At 61.9% G+C, this 19,990-nt stretch carries 16 protein-coding genes and 1 pseudogene; 5 read left to right on the top strand and 12 right to left on the bottom strand.

The features are described from left to right. Positions 1-296: 296 nt before the first annotated feature. The 8 genes from CK221_RS17400 to CK221_RS17375 all read right to left on the bottom strand — a co-directional run bounded on the left by CK221_RS17400 (position 297) and on the right by CK221_RS17375 (position 9,690). Positions 297-1,616, bottom strand: a complete 1,320-nt coding sequence (locus CK221_RS17400) for an efflux RND transporter periplasmic adaptor subunit (RefSeq protein ID WP_245430669.1) — start codon at positions 1,614-1,616, stop codon at positions 297-299. Next, positions 1,609-4,791: an efflux RND transporter permease subunit gene (locus tag CK221_RS17395; RefSeq protein ID WP_095778609.1), complete on the bottom strand. Its 3,183-nt coding sequence runs from the start codon at positions 4,789-4,791 to the stop codon at positions 1,609-1,611. Before CK221_RS17395 ends, CK221_RS17400 begins: the two co-directional genes overlap by 8 nt. Before the next feature lie 92 nt (positions 4,792-4,883). Then, entirely contained in the window at positions 4,884-5,264 is a 381-nt protein-coding gene (locus tag CK221_RS17390) for a hypothetical protein (RefSeq protein WP_095778608.1), read from the bottom strand. A 275-nt stretch (positions 5,265-5,539) separates the two neighbouring features. Continuing rightward, positions 5,540-5,701 carry a hypothetical protein gene (locus CK221_RS30305; protein WP_179295159.1) on the bottom strand — a complete coding sequence of 54 codons (162 nt, stop codon included), beginning with the start codon at positions 5,699-5,701 and terminating at the stop codon, positions 5,540-5,542. Between the two features lie 69 nt (positions 5,702-5,770). Further along, positions 5,771-6,016, bottom strand: a complete 246-nt coding sequence (locus CK221_RS17385) for a hypothetical protein (RefSeq protein WP_067000612.1) — start codon at positions 6,014-6,016, stop codon at positions 5,771-5,773. 100 nt (positions 6,017-6,116) lie between these two features. Further along, complete coding sequence (locus CK221_RS30785) at positions 6,117-6,521, bottom strand: hypothetical protein (RefSeq protein WP_245430668.1); 405 nt, start codon at positions 6,519-6,521, stop codon at positions 6,117-6,119. A gap of 265 nt (positions 6,522-6,786) precedes the next feature. Further along, on the bottom strand, positions 6,787-7,569 hold the full coding sequence (locus CK221_RS30780) for a winged helix-turn-helix domain-containing protein (RefSeq protein WP_245430667.1): 783 nt from the start codon (positions 7,567-7,569) through the stop codon (positions 6,787-6,789). A gap of 165 nt (positions 7,570-7,734) precedes the next feature. Next, on the bottom strand, positions 7,735-9,690 hold the full coding sequence (locus CK221_RS17375; RefSeq protein WP_245430666.1) for an HWE histidine kinase domain-containing protein: 1,956 nt from the start codon (positions 9,688-9,690) through the stop codon (positions 7,735-7,737). A gap of 789 nt (positions 9,691-10,479) precedes the next feature. Here CK221_RS17375 and CK221_RS17370 point away from each other — a divergent pair. Then, complete coding sequence (locus CK221_RS17370; protein WP_095778606.1) at positions 10,480-11,373, top strand: lipid kinase; 894 nt, start codon at positions 10,480-10,482, stop codon at positions 11,371-11,373. A gap of 283 nt (positions 11,374-11,656) precedes the next feature. Here the strand turns inward: CK221_RS17370 and CK221_RS17360 are convergent, their stop codons facing one another. Beyond that, the gene (locus tag CK221_RS17360) at positions 11,657-12,205 is read right to left on the bottom strand and encodes a metallophosphoesterase (protein ID WP_245299705.1); all 549 of its coding nucleotides are present in this window, start codon (positions 12,203-12,205) and stop codon (positions 11,657-11,659) included. A gap of 13 nt (positions 12,206-12,218) precedes the next feature. Then, positions 12,219-12,683, bottom strand: a complete 465-nt coding sequence (locus CK221_RS17355; protein ID WP_095778605.1) for a hypothetical protein — start codon at positions 12,681-12,683, stop codon at positions 12,219-12,221. 1,358 nt (positions 12,684-14,041) lie between these two features. On the opposite strand from CK221_RS17355, the gene CK221_RS17345 reads away from it, so the two are divergent. After that, the gene (locus CK221_RS17345) at positions 14,042-14,275 is read left to right on the top strand and encodes a hypothetical protein (protein ID WP_067329916.1); all 234 of its coding nucleotides are present in this window, start codon (positions 14,042-14,044) and stop codon (positions 14,273-14,275) included. 109 nt (positions 14,276-14,384) lie between these two features. Here the strand turns inward: CK221_RS17345 and CK221_RS17340 are convergent, their stop codons facing one another. Further along, on the bottom strand, positions 14,385-15,818 hold the full coding sequence (locus CK221_RS17340; RefSeq protein WP_095778603.1) for an aldehyde dehydrogenase family protein: 1,434 nt from the start codon (positions 15,816-15,818) through the stop codon (positions 14,385-14,387). Positions 15,819-15,940: 122 nt separating this feature from the next. Next, positions 15,941-16,438 carry a GAF domain-containing protein gene (locus tag CK221_RS17335; protein WP_095778602.1) on the bottom strand — a complete coding sequence of 166 codons (498 nt, stop codon included), beginning with the start codon at positions 16,436-16,438 and terminating at the stop codon, positions 15,941-15,943. Positions 16,439-16,629: 191 nt separating this feature from the next. Here CK221_RS17335 and CK221_RS17330 point away from each other — a divergent pair. The 3 genes and pseudogenes from CK221_RS17330 (at position 16,630) to CK221_RS17320 (ending at position 19,986) form a co-directional block, all read left to right on the top strand. Beyond that, a pseudogene (locus tag CK221_RS17330) lies at positions 16,630-17,527 on the top strand (GlxA family transcriptional regulator). Positions 17,528-17,690: 163 nt separating this feature from the next. Continuing rightward, positions 17,691-18,986 (top strand): Xaa-Pro peptidase family protein, encoded by a 1,296-nt coding sequence (locus CK221_RS17325; RefSeq protein ID WP_095778601.1) that lies wholly within the window; start codon positions 17,691-17,693, stop codon positions 18,984-18,986. A gap of 322 nt (positions 18,987-19,308) precedes the next feature. Then, positions 19,309-19,986, top strand: a complete 678-nt coding sequence (locus CK221_RS17320; RefSeq protein ID WP_095778600.1) for an isochorismatase family protein — start codon at positions 19,309-19,311, stop codon at positions 19,984-19,986. Positions 19,987-19,990: the final 4 nt, after the last annotated feature.

Raw genomic sequence — 19,990 nt, 5'->3', positions numbered from 1 at the left:
AGAGCCAAGCACAAGAAACCTCCCGGCCCTGGCCCTTCGGGAAAATACGAAGGCGCGAACCACGCCGACTTGTGGCGCAAGCGGATGACCGAACGCCACCGTTGGCGCCTGACGCCCAATGCGGTGGTTTGGACGCTTGTCGTGATCGCGATGACAGTCTCGATCTCTCTGATCGCGATCAAGGCTCGTTAGCGGCGGCAATCGGCAGGACCGCCCCGACCTGGTCGCATGTAGGCGTCCAGTCTCAACATTGGCCCCGGCCAGCCGGGTTCGGGAATAGTCTTTCGCCACTTCGCCTAGGGGACCTTGGGTGTGGCTTCCTTGGCCTGTGACAGCTTGACGATATGGACTTCGTCGCCCTCCGCCAGACCGTCAGGCGGAGTGGCGATGACATGGTCGTCGGCAGCGACGCCCGAGGCCAGTTCGATCTCGTTGCCCAGGTCGCGGGCGATCGTCACCGTCTTGAAGGCGACGCGATTGTCTTGCGCGACGGTGGCGACGCGCAGGCCTCTCTCGTCGAAGATGAGCGCGCTGACGGGAATGCGGAATGTGCCGGCCACCCCGGAGAGATCCACCTTCACATTGGCATAGGCTCCGGGCATCAGCTCTCCCTTGGCGTTGTCGACGGAAAGCTGCATTTGCGTCGTGCCGGACGTGATGTCGACCGCCCGAGCCGAGGCGACCACGGTAGCCGGGAAGCTGCGGCCCGGATATTCCGGCACCGAGACGGTGGCCTGCGTACCCAACTTCACATCCGGTGCGTAGTTCTGCGGCACGTTGATATAGACGCGCAGCGTATGTACGTCCGAGACCACGAACATCGCCTGCCCGGCGCTCGATCCGGCCGATATAAGCGAACCGACATCGGTGTTGCGCGCAGTGATGAGGCCGTCGAACGGCGCGGCGACGGTCTTGTAGGCGGACAGCACCTCAAGGCGCTCGACATTGGCCTCGCCGGAATTCACCGCGGCCTGCTTGCTGGCTAGATCTGCCACGCGCTGGTCGATTTCCTGCTGCGCGACGGTCCGGGATTCGAGCAGCGGACGCTCGCGCTTGAGGGTGATGTCGGCCAGGACCTCGGCCGATTTAGCGTTGGCGAGGTCGGCCTTGGCCTGCAGCAATTGCTGGTCCTGATCGGGGGCCTCGATCTCGGCCAGGGTCTGCCCCGCCTTGACGCTCGCGCCGATATCAACCTTCCAATCCTTCACATAACCGCTGACGCGGGCATAGATTGGTGCGCTGTCGTTGGCCTGCAGCCGTCCGGGCAGATTTAGGCTGACGACGCCGGGCTTGGCGTTGAGCGTCACCAGGGCAACGCTTGGTATCGCCTGCGCCTCCGTCCATTGCCGCAGCTCGACCGCGCTCCTTTGGCGAGCACTGACACCGGTGTAGACCAGGGTCGCGGCACCGGCGATGGCGACGACGCCGAAGATGCCGAGCCCGACCGGTGAGCGGCCAGGCTTGCGTTCCGAGGACGTCACCTCGGTTGTCCCAGCCGTGTCGAGCGACTTGTCAGGTGTTTTAGAGCTTTCATGCCCGTTGTCGGTGTCGTGTCGCGGCATGGGAGCGATTTCGGGGCTCGTGTCGAGCTTCTGCTCGGTAGCGTGCTCAAGCATGATGCAAGGTCTCCGAAGGCGCTGCGGCCGGCTTGGCTTCACGCTTGTGAACGAGGCTGAAGACAACGGGCACGAAGAGCAGCGTTGCCATGGTTGCGAAGATCAGGCCGCCGACCACGGCGCGCCCGAGCGGGGCGTTCTGCTCGCCGCCCTCACCGAGGCCGAGAGCCATCGGCGCCATGCCGATGATCATGGCGAGTGCGGTCATGCAGACTGGCCGGAAGCGGACGAAGCCGGCTTCGAGGGCGGCGGCAATCGGGTCGCCCAGTTCCGCCAGGCGTTCGCGGGCAAAGCTGATCACGAGCACGGAGTTGGCGGTCGCCACGCCCATGCACATGATCGCACCCGTGAGGGCAGGCACCGACATCGGCGTCTGCGTGACGAACAGCATCCAGACGATGCCGGCAAGGCCGGCCGGCAGCGCCGAGACGATGACGAAGGGGTCCGACCAGGACTGGAAGTTCACGACGATGAGCAGATAGATCAGCACGATGGCGCCGAGCAGGCCGAATAGCAGGCCGGCGAAGGCGCTGTTCATGGTCTGCACCTGACCGAGCAAGGAAACGGAGCTGCCCTTCGGCAAATCGGCGGCGGTGTCAGCAAGGATCTTCTTGATATCGGTGGCGACGGCGCCGAGGTCGCGCCCCTGCGTGGTGGCGTAGATCTGCACCATCGGCACGATGTTGTATTGCGAGACGACTGCGTTGCTGACCGAGCGCTTCACACTGGCGACGCCGCCGAGGATGGGCAGCGTCCCGATGCCGGCCGCCGTGATCGGCGTCGTCTGCAGGGCGCCCAGCGTATCCACCTGATATTGCGGCGTCTGCATCACGATCGGATAGGACACGCCGCTCTTTGGGTCGAGCCAGTAGGTCGGCGACACCTGGCTCGAACCGGCAAGGTCGACGACGAGGCTGTTGGTGACGTCCTTCTCGGTAAGGCCGATATATTCGGCCTGGGCGCGGTCAACATCGACGTCCAGTGTCGGATTGGCCTGCGATTCCTGGATGCGGGCATCGGCAACGCCGGGAATGTGCCGCAGGCGGTCCAGCACGAGACCGGCATATTTGAAGTTCGCCGGCAGATTGTTGCCGCGCACCTGGATATCGACAGGTGCTGGTGCACCGAAATTCAGGATCTGGCTGATAATGTCGGCCGGCAGGAAGGCGAAGGTCACGCCCGGGAACCGGCGCGGCAGCTCCTCGCGCATCTTGCGGACGTATTCATCGGTCGGTCGGTGGTCTTGCGACAGCTTGACCTGGATGTCGCCATCTTGGGAACCGATCACGCCTGTGTTGTTGTAGGCCAGATTGATGCCCGAGACCGGGACGCCGATATTGTCGACCAAAGTGTCGAGCTGGTCGGGCGGAATCAGCTGGCGGATTGCCTTTTGGATGTCGGCGAACTGGTTGGCGCTCTCCTCGACGCGGGTGCCGATGCCAAGGCGTACATGCATCAGGATTTGCCCGGTGTCGACGGCGGGGAAGAAATTCCGTCCCAGATAGGGCGTCAGCAGGAAGGACCCCATGACGCAGGCCATGAACCCGGCGACGAACACCATCCGGTGGCCGAGCACCAGCTCCAGCAGGCCGTGATAACCGACACGGATGCGTTCGAACGTCGCCTCGAAGCCACGCTGGAACAGCACCAGCGGGTTGTAGCTGCGCGGCTTGCCATGCTCCCTATGATCGACATGCGGTTTGAGCAGGTAGTTGCACAGCGTCGGCACGAAGGTGCGCGAGAGGATGAAGGACGAGATCATCGCGAACATCACTGCCTCGGCCATCGGCACGAAGAGGAAACGTGCAATGCCGTCGAGGAAGAACATCGGCACGAAGACAATGCAGATGCACAGCATTGAGACGAAGGCCGGCGTCACGATTTGCCGGGCACCGTCGAGGATCGCGGTCCGAACATCCTTGCCGTGTTCGAGATGCCAGTTGATATTCTCGATGGTCACCGTCGCATCGTCGACAAGGATACCGACGGCGAGCGCCAGGCCGCCAAGCGTCATGATGTTGAGCGTCTCGCCGATCATCGACAAAGCGATCACTGAACCGAGGATCGCGAGCGGGATCGACGCGGCAATAATGATAGTGGAGCGCCAGCTGGCGAGGAATAGCAGGATCATCATGCTGGTGAGAGCGGCCGCAATTGCGCCTTCGCGCGCCACGCCGGTGATGGCGCCGCGGACGAAGAGCGACTGGTCGCCGAGCAGCGACACCTGAAGATTGTCGGGCAAGCTCGCTCGCATCAAGGCGAGTTGATCCTTGATGCCCTGGATGATCGCGAGCGTCGAGACCGAGCCATTCTTGAGAATCTGAAGCAGGACCGAGCGGGTGCCGTTGACATGGACGATGTTGGTTTGCGGTGGATTGCCGTCGCGCACCGTCGCCACGTCCTTCACATAGACAAGCGTCCCGTTCGCCGACTTGATCGGCAGATCAGCGAGGTCAGTCAGCGAAGATGGAGCATCGTTGAGCTGCACCGCATATTCGTAGCGACCGATCTTTTCGGTGCCGACCGGTGTGATCAGGTTCTGGGCGGCCAGCGCATTGGCGACGTCCTGCCCCGACAGGCCCCGCGCCTGCAGTGCGTAAGGGTTAAGGTCGATCTGCACCTGGCGGGTCTTGCCGCCGAACGGATAGGGAATGGCGGCGCCCGGCACCGTCGTAAGCGGCGTGCGGATGGTCTGGAGGCCAAGGTCAGCCAGCGCCTGCTCGGTCAGGCCCTGCCCCGAAAGGGCAATCTGCAGGATCGGCACGGTGGAAGCGTTGTAGTTGAGGATCAGGGGCGGCGTTGCACCGGCCGGCATCTGCTTTAGCACGGTCTGTGCCACTGCGGTGACCTGCGCATTGGCTGTGCGGATGTCGACATTCGGCTGGAAGAACACCTTGATGATGCCGAAGCCGTTGTAAGAGGTGGATTCGATATGCTGGATGTCGTTGACGGTGGTGGTCAGCGAACGTTGGAACGGTGTCGTCATGCGGCCCGCCATCTGATCGGGCGGCAGGCCCGTATATTGCCAGATCACGCTGATCACGGGGATACGGATATCGGGAAAGATGTCCGTGGGGGTGCGCAGGGCCACGAGCGGGCCGATGATCAGGATCAGCAGCGCCAACACGATGAAGGTGTAGGGCCGGCTGAGGGCAATGCGGACGAGTGCAATCATGAAACAATGCCTGAGGCGAACCAATGACGCGTGTAGGTCGCCTCAACCCTTCAGGTTTTCTTACTCACACCATTCGGCAACCGAACGGCTGCCTAGGCCGGCTCAGCGTAGATGCCACCAGGCGGAAGGGCCTTGAGCTTGGTTGCGTCGTATGTGTCGTCAAACGCAACGTAGAAGGTTCCAGACAGGATCGTCGCGAAGCGGGAATCGAGGTGCGACAGCGGCATGACGTGTTTGTGCGGCTCAAGCCGCAGCAACACGGCATGCAATCCAGGCTTCGTCGCATTCACATGGAGCACCGTACCGCTCTGGCCGTTGACCCGGGACGTCTCGGACGTGCTCGTGGTGATGGAGGGTTCCCGGGGCCTCGCAACAACGAGTGGCATTTGAGCGTCCGCTGCCTGGACTGCATTCATTCCCGCTGGCGACAGCAAGGCCGCGGCGAACATCAGGTACCGGAAAGCCGACTTCATCGATCACTCCTTGGTCGAAAGGCAACTCTTAGGGGAGCCGACCAACTCCCTATTCAACTTCCCTGGGCAAGCAGTGCCTTCTGCCTCCAGCCCGCAATCGAGGTCCGCTGCAGCGTGGGCCCGATCGCGCGTTCCCGACAGGCATCGATGTCTGCTCCATCGGTCGTCAGGCACGCAGCCCTGCTTCGCTGGTGGCGTTGAGAGCAGAGGCGTTCTGAACGAACATCGCCCAAAAAGGTTGTACGCGTCCAATTTGGAAAACGCAGAAACACTCATCACCACGGTGAATAATGTGCGGCTTCAGCCTCAACCGGCTGGTCGGTCTTCCAAGCCAATATGCTGCAGAGGAACGCCACTCGCGTGCGCAGGGCCGCGAGCGGCGAGATCAGGATCAGCGGCAGGAAACGCTCTCTTCCGCTACCGTCTTTCCCCTTCATCAAACCTGCCAGTTCCGGCTTCGCTGCGACCGGGCGCGTTCGTGCCGCTGGAGGATGAGCGCACGACTCCTAGCCGTTGAAGGCGGGCAGCGGCTGCGAGACGGTGAGACTTGCAGAATATACCGGCCTGCCGGCTTCGTCATGAACGGCAACGGTCACAGTCTCATCCAAGTCGCTTGAGGCGATTTCGTCTGCAGCGATATCGTGAAGCGCCTTCAGCGCTTCTCGTCGCAGGTCGGTGAGATTGCCGAGGTCGACCCAAGCATCGCCGAGGCTTTGCCCATTTCGGAAGACTTCGAACAGATAGTTCGGCATGCATTATTGTGGGCCGCACGAGATGCACCCGCATTCAAATTTGAGAGATGGGAAAGCATCCACCCCTCCGAGTGTGAAAATAGCCTTCCCTGGGGTGCGTTCAGGCGGGAAAACCGGCCTTTCTGAAGCCTGATGTGAAAAGCCCGAGGGCGACATGGTCGGCGAACGGGAGATTTGAAATCAGCCGGAGAGTCAGGTCGTGTTTCCTGGTCAGTGCCTCCTCGACTTCAGCGCGCGCCTTCTCCGTCTCGCCCAAATGTGCGTAAGACGCTGCGAGGAAAGCATGGACGAAGAATTGGTCGCCAGCCTTCTGATACGAAGCGACGGCTTCCGAGTACCTTCCAAGCAGGAAAAGGGAGCTACCCTTCACCTCCCAGAACCACATCGGTGGTACCGGCTCGCGCAGGAGCGCTGTTTCGAGCACGTCGAGCGCCGCCTCGGCCCGCCCGCCGTAGTTGAGCCAGCTTGCGTAATCCCCCGCTATGTTCACGTCCAGCGGGTTCAACGAGCGCGCTCGCTCGAAATGCACTCCCGCATCGCTGTGTTGGCGCATGTGCGTAAGCACCAGCCCCATGCTCTGGTGACAGACGCCATCGCTCCTGTCGAGAGCGAGCGCCGTTCGAGCGGCGTCCCAGGCCTTCTGTAGCGTCCGCAGATCGTTGTCGTACCAAAATCTGCCGACGAGGGCCTGCGCCAGGAAGGCGTGACCTTGAGCGAATGCCGAATCGAGCTCGACACACCGCGCGAAGAGGGGCTCGGACTTGTCCAGTTCATATCGGTAGAAGTGCGCGCGCCCCTGCAGGTAGTAGTCGTATGCGTCCCAATCGGCTGCGGCTCGCCGAATCGGCCTCCGTTTGGCCTTCGACCATCGAGGCGATAAGAGCCGCAACCTCGTCTTGCAATGCGAAGATGTCGTCGAGGGCCCGGTCGTACCGTTGGGCCCACAGGTGGGTGCCGGTGGCGGCATCAATCAATTGTGTGGTGATCCGAATGCGATCACCGAGCTTTCGTATGCTGCCTGCGACGAGGTAGCGAACTCCGAGCTTGCGGTGGGCTTCGGCAGTGTCCAATGCGGGGTGACGGAACTGAAACGATGAATTGCGTGCGATGACGAGCAGGGAGCGGAACCTGGCCAGCTCCGTAATTATGTCCTCGGTTATGCCGTCGCTGAGATACTGCTGGTCCGGATCGCCGCCCGAGTTGACAAAGGGCAGCACCGCGATCGACGGCTTGCCGGGCGGTGGGATCGCTCCGTAGGACGCGCTCGCCACCGGCTCGACAGTCCCCGTGAAGCGGTACCCGTGGCGAGGCACTGTGGCGATCCACTCACCGCCGTTATCAGCCGGACCGAGTGCCTTTCTCAGCGTCGCGATTTGGACGGTAAGGTTGCCTTCCTCAACGGCGGTGCCCGGCCAGGCAGCGTCCATCAGCTCGGCCTTCGTCAGGATCTCACCGGGCCGTGCGGTAAGCGCAGCAAGCAGCGTCAGCCCACGATGCCCAACAGTGATCGGGATCTGGTCTTTAAGAAGCGTCCCCATGTCGGGATCGAGCACGAACGGACCGAAGGCGATGCGACACCGCTGCATTTGGGCATATTAGACGTTTGGAAGTTGTCGGAACAGGCACCCCCTAAATTCCCGGGCCAAACTCTCCATTCTTCCTAGGTGCTGAAGACGTCGCGGGTCTCGTCGCCGTCTGGTGTTTGCGTCGGCACTACGCTACTTGCTGCGGTCCAATCCCACCTTAAAAATGCAACGCAGCCCGGAGCGATCGTAGACCAGCTCAACCCCGCCCGTTCTTTCGCTGTCGAACACTCGCTGCAGGAGTTGCGTACCAAAGCCGTGTTTGCCAGGCACGACCGGCGGGCCGCCTTCCTCGCACCATTCCAGGACCAGAATTCGGCCCCCATCGACGTATTCCAACCGCCACGAGATCGAGACCGATCCGGTAGGATTGGAGAGCGCCCCATATTTGATGGCGTTCGTGGTAAGTTCATGAATGGCCAGCGCGAAGGAAAGCGCCACGTTCGAGGGCAACCAAACCGGCTCGCCTGTGAGATCGAACCGATCGAGAGAGGCATGCGGGTCGATCGAGGCGGCAATGAGCGTGCTGAGATCGGCACCGCTCCAATTCTCCCGGGTGAGGATATCATGCGCTTCTGCCAGCGAAACCAGCCGGGCCGAAAGCGCCTCCTTTGCGAGCGCGAGGCTAGTTGCGCTGCGCATCGTCTGGCTCGCGATTGCCTGAACTACGGCCAGCGTGTTCTTGACCCGGTGGTTTAGTTCATTGATCAACAGTTGACGCTGCTCCTCACTCCGTTTGCGCTCGGAGATGTCGAGGCTGATCTGGACAGCGCCTATTACCGAGCCTGCCGCATCGCGGACGGGCCGCGCGCTGGAAAGCAGGTACCGTTGCACCCCGGATGGCAGCGTATAGGCGAATTCCTCACTGTCAGTTTCCTCGCCGCGCATGGCTCTGCTCAGCGGACGGTCTTCCCGGCTGATGGTCTGGCCGTCTTTGTACGCCAGCGTATCGATCACCAGGTCGGGCGTCCCAAAGGATCTCCGGGACTCCGTCGACAGGCCCATCAGTTCCGCCGCGAACCGGTTGCGGATCACCTGTCGCGCTTGCGGATCATAGGTGAACCAGACCGCCACCGGCGCCGTATCCAGAACGGTTTCCAACTCGCGCGTGCGTTCCGCGATTGCACGGCCGGCTTTGATCATGGCTTGGGCAATCGTGTCGAACTCGGCGACAGACGTCGACATAGGTTTGACCTCGCTCCCTTTGCCGAGCGCATCGGCGCGCGCGGCGAGATCGACTGTGGCCTTGGTGAAGGTTTTACCGACCACGTAGCCCAGAGTGAGCGAAAAAAGCAGCGCTGTTAGGCCTGTTGCACCAATCTGTGCGAGAGACCACCAGAGAGGTGCCTGAACATCAGAGAGCGGAACATTTGCGGTGTAGAACCAGTCCGAATAGGGCGATCGATAGTACCCGGCCAGCAGCGTGGTGCCTTCGAAATTGCGAGATCGGAACGTACCGGAGCGGCCAACGACCTTTGCTAAATATTCCGGCAAACCGGGCTTGCCGGTCACCTGACCATGCAACTTGGACCTTGCAACGTAGTTGCCCTCACGATCACCGACAGCGACCGTCCACCCTGCTGGCACGGCGGGCAGCATAGCAAGGCGAATGCGTTCCGTCGGGACCGACATCGAAAGCAGCAACGGCTGGCCTTTCGAGCCCGACACTTGTCTGGTGACCGCGATCCGGTATGCGTTCGATCCCGGCGCGGCGAACACGTTGCTGACCAGCACGCCAGCAAGATCCAGGTGCTCGCGCTCCTCGGGCGTCAGCGGTTCGGCCGAAGGCTCGGAGCCCTTGGCGGATTGAGTGCTTGCCAAGGCGCGGCCACCGAGATCACGCAGCGTGATTACCTGATCCGTACCATGGACGAGGCGGCTCGCCTCGTTGCTAAAAGCCTGAAGATCATCATCGGCGAGAGCAGGCGACTTGGAGAGCCCTTCCAGAAGGGTCTTGAGATTGACGAGTTCGCCATCAACGACCAGCGACACCTGACGAGCAATCCAAAGCGCCTCCTGCTCGATACGAGACTGCTCATGCAGGGCGTAGGCAACGAACAGATAGGCAGCAAACAGCCAGACCGGCAACACGGCCGCTGCGATTAGTCCAAGCAGATGGGCTCGTACCGATCGACGAAGCAAATCTGTTTCCCTGTCTTCCGCAATACTGCAAGCTTAGCCGCAAGCTGCCGAACGACAAGCTTGGATTAACACTGCTGAGCATGGTCAAGTTCGAAGGCCGATCGGCGCCAGACAATGCGGCTAAGCGAAACTCATTGAGTTGCAAAGAGTCCCGCCGAGAGGTGGACAGAGGAGCCACGCGGGAACCAGAGCCGTCATTTCCGGCTCGGCGGGCCAGCGTATCCCGTCGCCTCTCATTCGAGGGACGAAAAGGTGGCGGACAACGATCTCGCTGAGGGGGCCAGCTTCGATACGGAAGAGACAGGCACCGAACGGGTGTCCACGGGCAGCGAAGGTCTCGACGGTACCGGAATGACGTGATTGCGATTCCCGAGCCCATTATCGGGCTCGGCTGGAGCTGGAGCTGGAGCAAGCGCTTAAAGAAATCTTGAGCGAGTCGGCCGCCAAACCTTCCAAGGACAAACTTCACTAGCCAAGGCGGCTCTCTCGCTCCTCGGGAGTCCTACTGCAAAAAGCGGATCGCTTCAGCCCGCCTTCTCAAGAAAGCGCTTCGCCATAGCCAATGTGGACCTTTTGCCCGCGAATGATCCGACGCCGCAGGCGCGCTACGCTCTCCGTCGCTTAGAAACCGCGCGCCATGGGCGGGGCAGGTGTGACGTTTCGCGTCGGATTGCGGTCGAAATCCGGAAGCAGCCACCCTATTTGCGTTGAGCCATGATCAGTCGGACCGATCTTTGAATGAGCGAAGCAGCCAAAAGGCGCGCGTTGCTGCTCCTCAATCCCAAGGCTCGGCGCGGCCAGGAGATGCTCGCGCCAATTGTGGAGCGGCTGGGGCGAGGTCGGCTTTCCGTCACCGTTGAGATGTTCGAGGCGTTGCCTGAAATCGCTCGAGACATCGTTCGCTTACGCCATATGGCCGATCTTGTGGTCGTGTGCGGTGGCGATGGTTCGGTGTCCTCGGCGGCGACGGCGATCATGGAAAGCGGCCTGCCGATGGGCATCATTCCTATGGGGACGGCGAATGACCTTGCTCGTACGCTCAACATTCCGATGGATCTCCTGCAGGCCGCCGATGTGATCGCGCGAGGCCGAACCCGACTGATCGATGTCGGGACGGTCAACGGTCATGCCTTTTTCAATGTCGCAAGTATCGGACTCAGCACCGAGCTGGCGCAGGGTCTTGACCCCGCACTGAAGAAGCGCTTCGGCAGGCTGGGCTATGCGCTGGCGGCGATGAAAGTGTTGACCCGGGCCGCGCGGTTTCACGCGAAGATTACCGAGAAAGGCGCGGCGATCGAGGTGGAAACCTACCAGATCGCGGTTGGAAACGGTCGGCACTACGGCGGCGGCAACGTGGTGGAAGAAACGGCCGAGATCGATGACGGACATCTCGATCTCTATAGCTTGGAAATGACGAACCTCTGGAAGCTGGCGCTGATGCTCCGCTCTTTTCGTTCTGGAACGCATGGCGCATGGCGTGAGGTGCGCACGGCCAGGTGCGTCGAGTTCGACATCGAGACGCGGAAGGCGATGCCGGTCAACACCGATGGCGAGATCGTCACGTCGACACCGGCCCATTTCAAGGTTCACCCAAAGGCGATCTCGGTCTTCGCGCCGGATCGCGCCCTGTAAGCCCCGCGTCTTACGGTTTGATCAGTTTCCAGAGCCTCGCCTAGCGCTCGATCAGCGGCAGAGCACGAATGTGCTCGCCGTTGAGTAGAGAAGGTCGAAGGCGACGAAGGTGAGCAGCTCGGCGTTCAGGTCATGCGCGAATGGACGGCATGAAAGTTCGGCCGTCCGTCGGGATCCCGCGCGATCATCTCGCCGTCGATGATGAAAGACTCGGGTGTTCGGTTAGCGCGGTCCAAAAGAACGGCCGCCCCTGGATGCTCTCGCTGGCCGGCTGACCTACTTTTTAAGCTGGCGAAGCCTGCGTCCGGGCACCGCCTTTTTGGATCAATGCTGGCAGCGGGACCGGCCGAAAGTTCCAAGCATCTACGCCAACGTCATACTGGCGTGGAAGCGGCTTGAGCTTCCCATGCGAGTGACCGTGCAAATTGATCGACTTCTTGCCCATCTGATTCCAGGTGCGGAACGGATAGTGGCACAGGATGAGAAGCACCCCGTTGAACCTGAGTTCCGCGTAATGCTGAATACTGGCCCATCCGTCGGCGGCGGTCGTTTCGTCCGGGTCATTGTTGCCGATGATCAGGTTCTTGCGCCCATTGAGGCGCGACAGAAGTGCCTCCCCGCCTGCTTTGCCGTGGCGCGCGAAGTCGCCAAGATGCCAGACCTCGTCGTCAGGCGTGACGGTCTCGTTCCAGAAAGAGATCAGCGCTTCGTCATGTTCGGCAAGCGATGCGAAAGGCCGCCGGTCAATCCGTAAGATGCGGGCATCATTGAAATGCGTGTCGCTCGTAAAAAATAGCATCAGGGCATGCCGGCAATGCAGATCGAAACCCATCCTGGGCCTAAGGCTAGCAGCCTTCGGCCTTTAAGGATCTTACCATTCGCACAATGATCCGATCATAAGGCGTTTTCTCCGATCTGCTGTAGTTGATCGTGAAAAGCGCGGCGCGGTCATCACAGACCCTGATGGCGCGAACATATCGGATCTCGCCGTTTTTGATCCCTGAATAGCTCGCCCAGGTCGAGGTCAGGCGCCGGTACGTCAACTTCCAGCCAGCCTTTTCGTCTTCCAGCATGCGATGCTCGATCTCGGCCCGAAAGCTGGCTCTGCCAAGTCTGGCGCCCCACACGGCAAGAAACGCGTCTCGTTCGCCTTGGAATGCAGCACCCTGATCCGAATGCTGGGTGAGGACGAAACCAGGCGGAACATCGAATGTGAAGCCCAGTTGCCGGACCCCAAACGGCTGCCAGTCCTGGGCCTGAAGGGAGGCGGTGCAAAAAAGAAAAGTGAATATACTCAACGCAACCAGCATCGGCTTGATTTAGCGCCGCTTCATAAGGCGTCCAGATCAGCTGGGGCCCCGGCCCACCATCTGGTGATCCATCGCAGAGCTGCAGCGGCGTTCGGGCCATGATCTCGACGGACAAGCCTGGCTTGGCGCAATTGTGTCGCCGGACTTTGCGGGAAGCTGCCGTCAAACCCGCAACCGCCAATGCGGCACACCAGCCGCTAACTCCAAGGCTGCACCGGCCGCCATTCAGGGCCGAGCGCTAAGACTGGGGCGCAGGTCTGCTTAAGGAAAAGCTGGGCGTATACGTCCCGTTCTTCGGCTGTGATGCCTTGCTCGCGAGTCAATTGCTTGAAGGCTTCGCGCAGCTGATCGAGGTCGAACGTTGAAATGTGTTTGGGGGTAGTCATTGCGCACCTAGGGGTGATGTTCCACTCATTTCTTGGCAGCTCGCGAGAGGCCTTGCGAAGGCTTGGCTTCCTGTCGGGTTCGCTTGCGCTGCTGTCTCCCAACGCGACGGCAATAGCCGACGCGACGTCGCACCGAACTGCGTTCAGCGAGGCTTGTTCCGCTGAACGGCTTGTCTTCTTTCTAATATTAGCAAAGTCTTTATGAAGGTCCCGCCGGCCCATGACTCGTTAACCATGGCAAAGGGCTTGAGCATTGCGACGAAGTGCATCGATGCAATCATCATTCAGGATGACGGCCGGGCCGGTCTGTCGACCCCATCACCATCCGCTACTCGATCCCAACGCCGCCGAAAAGAAGGCCAAAGACATGGTGGATCTTGTCTGGGGGCTGGCAGCGTTTGCTGGTGATAGGAACGGGTAGACCAGCGGGACTCTTAACTCCGCCGGTCCTGGTTCGAATCCAGATTCGCAGCTAGAACTGTGAGAATTCAATTGCTTGGGAAATTTCGTTTGCCGGCATCGCTGTCCGCGGGGTTCGCCCATAGGACGATATATTAGCGAATTAACGAATCGTAGACCGCGCTGTCCTATTCTGGGACAGCGCGGACACTACCCATCGGCCGCGCAGGCGGCTCCGGCTTTCAGGCAACCCTACCCCTGGCCGGAGCCGCCACCTTGTACATACCAGCAAGGGTTGAATCAAGCCTTACCAAGCATCCTTACTGGTGCATTTTGCCGATCGTTAGATTTTGAAATGCCGAGGACGTTAGCCGTGTCGCGCGGGGGATGATCTGCCTCCGCCACATCCGATAGCATCCGGGAATCCGCCCAAAGCCTTCGCCGATCATATTAGCGATCAACGATGTATTAACGACTAAGGCGCAGCCTTGCCGGATCGGGACGAGAACTGCCCCTGATCGACGATCCGGCACTTTATGTGCCGAGACGTTCGACCGATGCGGAGCCAAACGCATGAGTGTCGAAACCGCGCTGGCGCAGCTGTTGCGCATGCTTCACCGTCGAGCCTTGAACCTGGCGGCGTTGCCGGACGATGAAAGACTTGCTCATTACGACCTCATCCGCCGCTCGTGCTGCGGAGCAGCCGAGCAAATCGGCCAGAGCCCCGACAATGCTGCCATTACCGCAAACAGCGTGGTCGAATTTACCCGCGCCATGGTGGGCATCATCGAGGCAAGACGCGGGTAAGAAGGCGGCGAGGAAGAGCTGATCGGCTGTCGCGGCAAGCGGCTCATGGCAAATGGCGAAGCCGAGATCGCGCCCTTTCTCTATCTGCCTGCGCCGGCCTCTGCTCCGCCTACTCCGCCGCCGCGTATCCGGCGATGCCCTTGATCTCCAAAAAATCCTCGAGACCGTATTCGGCATATTCGCGGCCGTTGCCGGACTGCTTGTAGCCGCCGAAGGGCAGGCCGGCGTCCCAGGTCGGATAGTTGATATAGACGTTGCCGGAGCGCATGCGGGCCGCGGCCTGGCGCGCCTTCTCGATGTCCTTGGCCTGGATGTAGGAGGCGAGGCCGAAGACGGTGTCGTTGGCCAGCTCGATCGCCTGCTCGACCGTGTCGTAAGGCATGATCGACAGCACCGGCCCGAAGATTTCCTCGCGCGCGATGCGCATGTCGTGCGTCACGTTGGCGAAGACGGTCGGGCGGATATAAAAGCCGCGGTTGAGCTCGGCCGGACGGCCGGGGCCGCCGGTGACCAGGGTTGCGCCTTCGTCGATGCCGCTCTGGATCAGGTCTTGAATCTTGTCGAACTGCAGCTGGCTTACCACCGGGCCGAGCTTCGTTCCCGGCGCGTCGGCCGGGCCAACGGTGAATTTCTCCGCCGCCGTCCTGGCATAGCCGGCGGCCTCGTCATGCCGGTCGCGCGGCACGAACATGCGGGTCGGCGCGTTGCAGGACTGGCCGCTATTGCCGAAGCAGCCGGCCACGCCCTTGGTAACCGCCCTTTGCAGATCGACGTCGGGGAACAGGATATTGGCGGATTTACCGCCGAGCTCCTGATGAACACGCTTCACCGTGTCGGCGGCCGCCTTGGCGACGAGGATGCCGGCCCGCGTCGAGCCGGTGAAGGACATCATGTCGACATCCGGATGGCTGGCCAAAGCCTGCCCGACAGTTGGGCCGTCGCCATTGACCAAGTTGAAGACGCCCTTCGGCACACCGGCCTCGTCGATGATCTCTGCGAAGATGATGGCGTCGAGCGGCGCGATCTCCGAAGGCTTCAGCACCATGGTGCAGCCGGCGGCGAGCGCCGGGCCGACCTTGCAGGTGATCTGGTTGAGCGGCCAGTTCCAGGGCGTGATCAGGCCGACGACGCCGATCGGCTCCTTGACGATCAGCGAGGAGCCTTTGACATGGCGAAACTGGAAGGTCTTCAGCACCTCGGCCATCTTCTCCAGATGCGCTTGGCCGACGCCGACCTGGCTGTCCAGCGCCATCTGGCGCGGCGCGCCCATCTCGCGCGAGACGGCGAGCGCAAGGTCCTTGCTGCGCTTCTTGTAGACCTCGATGACGCGGTTGAGGATGTCGAGGCGCTCCTCGACTTCACTGAAGCCGAAAGTGGCGAAGGCGCGCCTGGCGGCAGCGACCGCCTTGTCGACATCGGCCTTGGTGCCTAGCGAGATCTGCGCGAAGGCGTCTTCGTTCGACGGATCGATGACGTCGAAATTGTTCGGCACCACCGGATCGACCCAGGCGCCGTCGATATAGAACTGCAGATTGTGCGACATATCTTCTCTCTTCGGCGCGCCTGGTAGGCGTCATATTCCGCCAGAGGTAACGACGCGCGTATTGCAACGCAAGACAGGGTCGTTGAGCCAGCGGCGGAGCCGTACCGCAGTTCGCTAAGAGTTCAGTCCTCAAAGGAACTGGCGGCCACATAGATCGCGGCAAGCTTCTCGATGCCGGCCTGGTCTTCCTTGTCGGAGCGGCCTGGCAGCGGGCTGTCGAGATCGAGCACGCCGAACACGCCTTCGTCGTCGCGCAAGAGCACGACCAGTTCCGAGCGCGAGTCGGCATCGCAGGCGATGTGGCCGGGAAAATCGTGCACGTCCTTGATCAGCATCGACATATCGAGATCGACCGCCGTGCCGCAGACGCCCTTGCCGACCGCTATGCGCACGCAGGCCGGCTTGCCCTGGAAGGGGCCGAGCACCAGCTCTTCGTCGGATTGAAGGAAATAGAAGCCCGCCCAGTTGAGGTCGGGCACCATCTGGTAGATGAGCGCCGAGGTGTTGGCGGCGTTGGCGATCGAGTCGCGCTCGCCTTCCAGCAGCGCTTTCAATTGCCTGGCCAGCTCATCGTAGAAGGCCGGCTTGTTGCTCTTGTCGAGGGCCGTTGCCGCAAACATCCTGGTCGTTTCTCCGTTGCTAGGGCGCTGAAGCGCCCGCTACAGTTTGGCCTTCTCTGCCACCAATGCTGCGCGCGGGAAATACCAAAGTCGTGAGCGCCATTCTCGCCAACCGAAAACGCGACCGCGCGCAGCCGGAGGCAGGCGAGACCCCGCTCACCTTTGCGGTGCTGGTCTTTCCCGGCTTTCCGATGATGGCGTTTTCCTCGGTCATCGAGCCGCTGCGCGGCGCCAACATTCTTGCGAAGCGCGACTGCTACCGATGGGTGATCGTCGGCGCGGATCAGGGCACGGTCGAAGCCTCCAACGGCGTCGTCATCCAGCCCGGCTTCTCGGCCGCCAACGCACCGAAGGTCGATCGCATCGTCGTCTGCTCCGGTGGCGATGCCGACCATGTCGTAGCCGACGAGGCGATGAGCTGGATCCGCAAAAGCCTGCGCGGCGGCGCGCATATCGGCGCCGTGGCGGATGCGGCGTTCTTCCTCGCCCGCGCCGGCCTGCTCGACGGACATGCCTGCACCTTGCACTGGACCAGCCAGCCCGCTTTCACCGAGGCGTTTCCCGACATCGAGCTCAGGCGCGATCTCTTCGTCATCGACCGCAAGCGTTTTACCTCGGCGGGCGGCGTCGGCAGCCTCGACATGATGCTGGAGATCATCACGCGCGACTACGGCGCCGAGCTCGCCGCGGGTGTCGCGGAATGGTTCGTGCACTCTCCCCTGCGGTCGAGCGTCGACCGCAAGCTGATGCCGCTGCGCCTGCGCACCGGGGTGCAGAACGAGCTGGTGCTGTCGGCGATCGCCATCATGGAGGACGCGGTCGAGGAACGGCTCGGCATGGCGGAGCTGGCTGAGCGGCTTGGCGTCTCGCCCGACAAGCTCGAGCGCAATTTCCGCGCCGAGCTGGATATCTCGCCGAACGGCTATTACCGGCGACCTCAGGCTGAAGCGCGCCGCCGATCTGCTGGCGCATTCGACGCTGATGGTGCGCGATGTGGCGCTGGCCTGCGGTTTTGCTTCGATGTCGAGCTTTGCGCGGGCGTTTCGCGAGGAGCACGGGCACGCGCCGAAGGCGATGCGAAGGCATTAGGGTGCGCTTTGCTGCTACTACTCCGACTTCCTTCACACACCCCCTCTGTCCCGACGACATTGCAGTGACGACATCGGTCGCGCGGCATCCTGCACGATATTTGCGGAATGCCGCACAAGCTCTGCATCCTGCCCGGCTATGTTCGCGGGAACAGGAGGCACCCATGAGCATCGTCGTATTTGATCCCGACAGCACCGAGGATGTGGACTTCAAGGACCGCATGCGCCATCCGGCCGCGGCCGATCCCGCCGGCGGCATGTGGCTCTCCGACACCGAGCCGTCCTTCATCGACGCTGACGCTCTGCGCAAGGGGCGGCTCGCCAAACTGCGCGCCTGGATGCGCGAGGCGGGCTATGGCGGCGTCGTGCTGTTCGACCCCTATAACCAGCGCTACGCCACCGGCTCGCGCAACATGTTCGGCTATTTCCTGCGCAATTCGACCCGCTACTTCTTCATCCCGACCGAAGGGCCGATCGTGCTGTTCGAATATCCGCAGAGCTACCATGTCTCGATGGTGCTCGACACGATCGACGAGGCGCGTCCTTCCAAGCTCGTCTGGTCCTCCGTCTCCGGTCGCGACGACGAGACGGCGGGGCCGTTCGCCGACGAGATCACCGAGCTTCTGAAGAGGCATGGCGGCGGCTCGATGAAGCTCGGCCTCGACCGCTGCAGCCATCTGCAGGCGGTGGCTCTGGAAAAGCGCGGCTGCGAGGTGAAGGACTGCCAGGGCGAGATTCTTGCCGTGCGCGCGGTGAAAACGCCGGAGGAGGTGAAATGCCTGCAGGCCTCCATGGCCGGAGCTGAAGCCGCGGTGGCCGCCGTGCGCGAGGCGATCAAGCCCGGCGTTTCCGAAAACGAGCTCTTCGCCATTATGTATCACGAGGTGATCCGCCAGGGCGGCGAGTTCATCGAGACCCGGCTGCTGACGTCAGGACAGCGCACCAATCCGTGGTTCAACGAGGCGAGCGGCCGCAAGATCAGGCCGGGCGAGCTGGTCGCGCTCGATACCGACACCATCGGCTGCTACGGCTATTATTCCGACTTCTCGCGCACGTTCCGCTGCGGCCCGGGCAAGCCGACTCCCTACCAGAAATCGCTCTACCGCATGGCGCACGACCAGGTGCAGCACAACATTTCCATCGTGAAACCCGGCATGGCCTTCCGCGAGATCGCCGAGAGGGCCTGGAAAATCCCGGACCGCTTCGTCGATCAGCGCTATACCTCGGTCATGCACGGCGTCGGCATGCATGGCGAGACGCCCTTCATCGCCCACGCGATGGATTACGAGACGTACGGCCGCGACGGCATGATCGTGCCGGGCATGGTGGTGAGCGTCGAAAGCTATATCGGCGAGAAGGGCGGCCGCGAAGGCGTCAAGCTGGAGGACGAGGTCCTGATCACCGAAACCGGCACCGAGCTTCTCTCGAGCTTCCCTTATGAGGATGAGTTTCTGGAATGAGCGGTTTGATGCCGATGCGCTCTGTTGGCGCCGCCCATTCGTTATCGCAGGCGTTCGAGACTGGCCGCAGCACTCATGTCCTCGTCATCCCAGGGCGAAGCAAGGAGCGAAGCGACGCGCCGCAGACCCTAGGATCCAATCCGTTACGTCGGAGCGCCGCAACGGCGCAGAATTCTGTTAGGCCGCACTCTTCGATCAAGGTAACGGAATGGATTCCAGGGTCTTCGCGACGCCGCTTCGCGGCTGCTTCGCGCTGGAATGACGAAGCTGATACGCTGCGGCACATTCCGACGCGCCGCGGCACCCCTTCGAGAGCATCCGCATGAAATCCCCCATTTCCATCCGGCGCGGCGCGGTGGCCGCGGTGTTCATCGATCTCCAGGAGGAGCATCGCAAGGACAAGCGCTATCTGGTCGAAGGCTTTGCCGACATCCTCGCCAATGTCCAACGCCTGCAGCAGGCGGCGCGGCGCAATTTCGTGCCGCTCTATCATTGGGCCTATATTGTCGACCTCGCCGAGGCGCGGCCGTTCCATCCGCTCGACGAGAGCGCCAAGTCGGCCTTCTCCGACAAGGACGATCCGCTGACGGCGATCTGCCATGAAGTGGCGCCGCAAAAGGGCGAAGCCATGTTGCTCAAGCAGGAAGCGAGCGTCTTCGGCAAGAACGATTTTGGCGACAAGCTCAAAGCGGCCGGAATCGAATGGTTGGTGATTGCCGGCGTGTGGACCGAAGCCTGCATCGACGCCACAGTGAAGGATGCGGTGACGCGCGGTTTTCGCGTGCTGCTGGTCAAGGATGCCTGCGGCAGCGGCAGCAGCGCCATGCACCAGACCGGCATCCTCAACCTCGCCAACCGCCTCTATGGCGGCGCCGTGACCAACACGCTCGACGCCTGCCGGCTGATGGCAGGCGACACGGTGAGCGTGTGGCAGGTCGAGGGATCGGCGCCGCTGCGCTTCACCTTCGAGAATGCGGCGCAACTTTACGCAGAGCTCTGACCGC

The organism is Mesorhizobium sp. WSM3868, assembly GCF_002294785.1.
Lineage (GTDB): Bacteria > Pseudomonadota > Alphaproteobacteria > Rhizobiales > Rhizobiaceae > Mesorhizobium.
The sequence above is the reverse complement of the archived record's forward strand: the minus strand, read 5'-3'. Positions and strand labels throughout refer to the sequence as shown.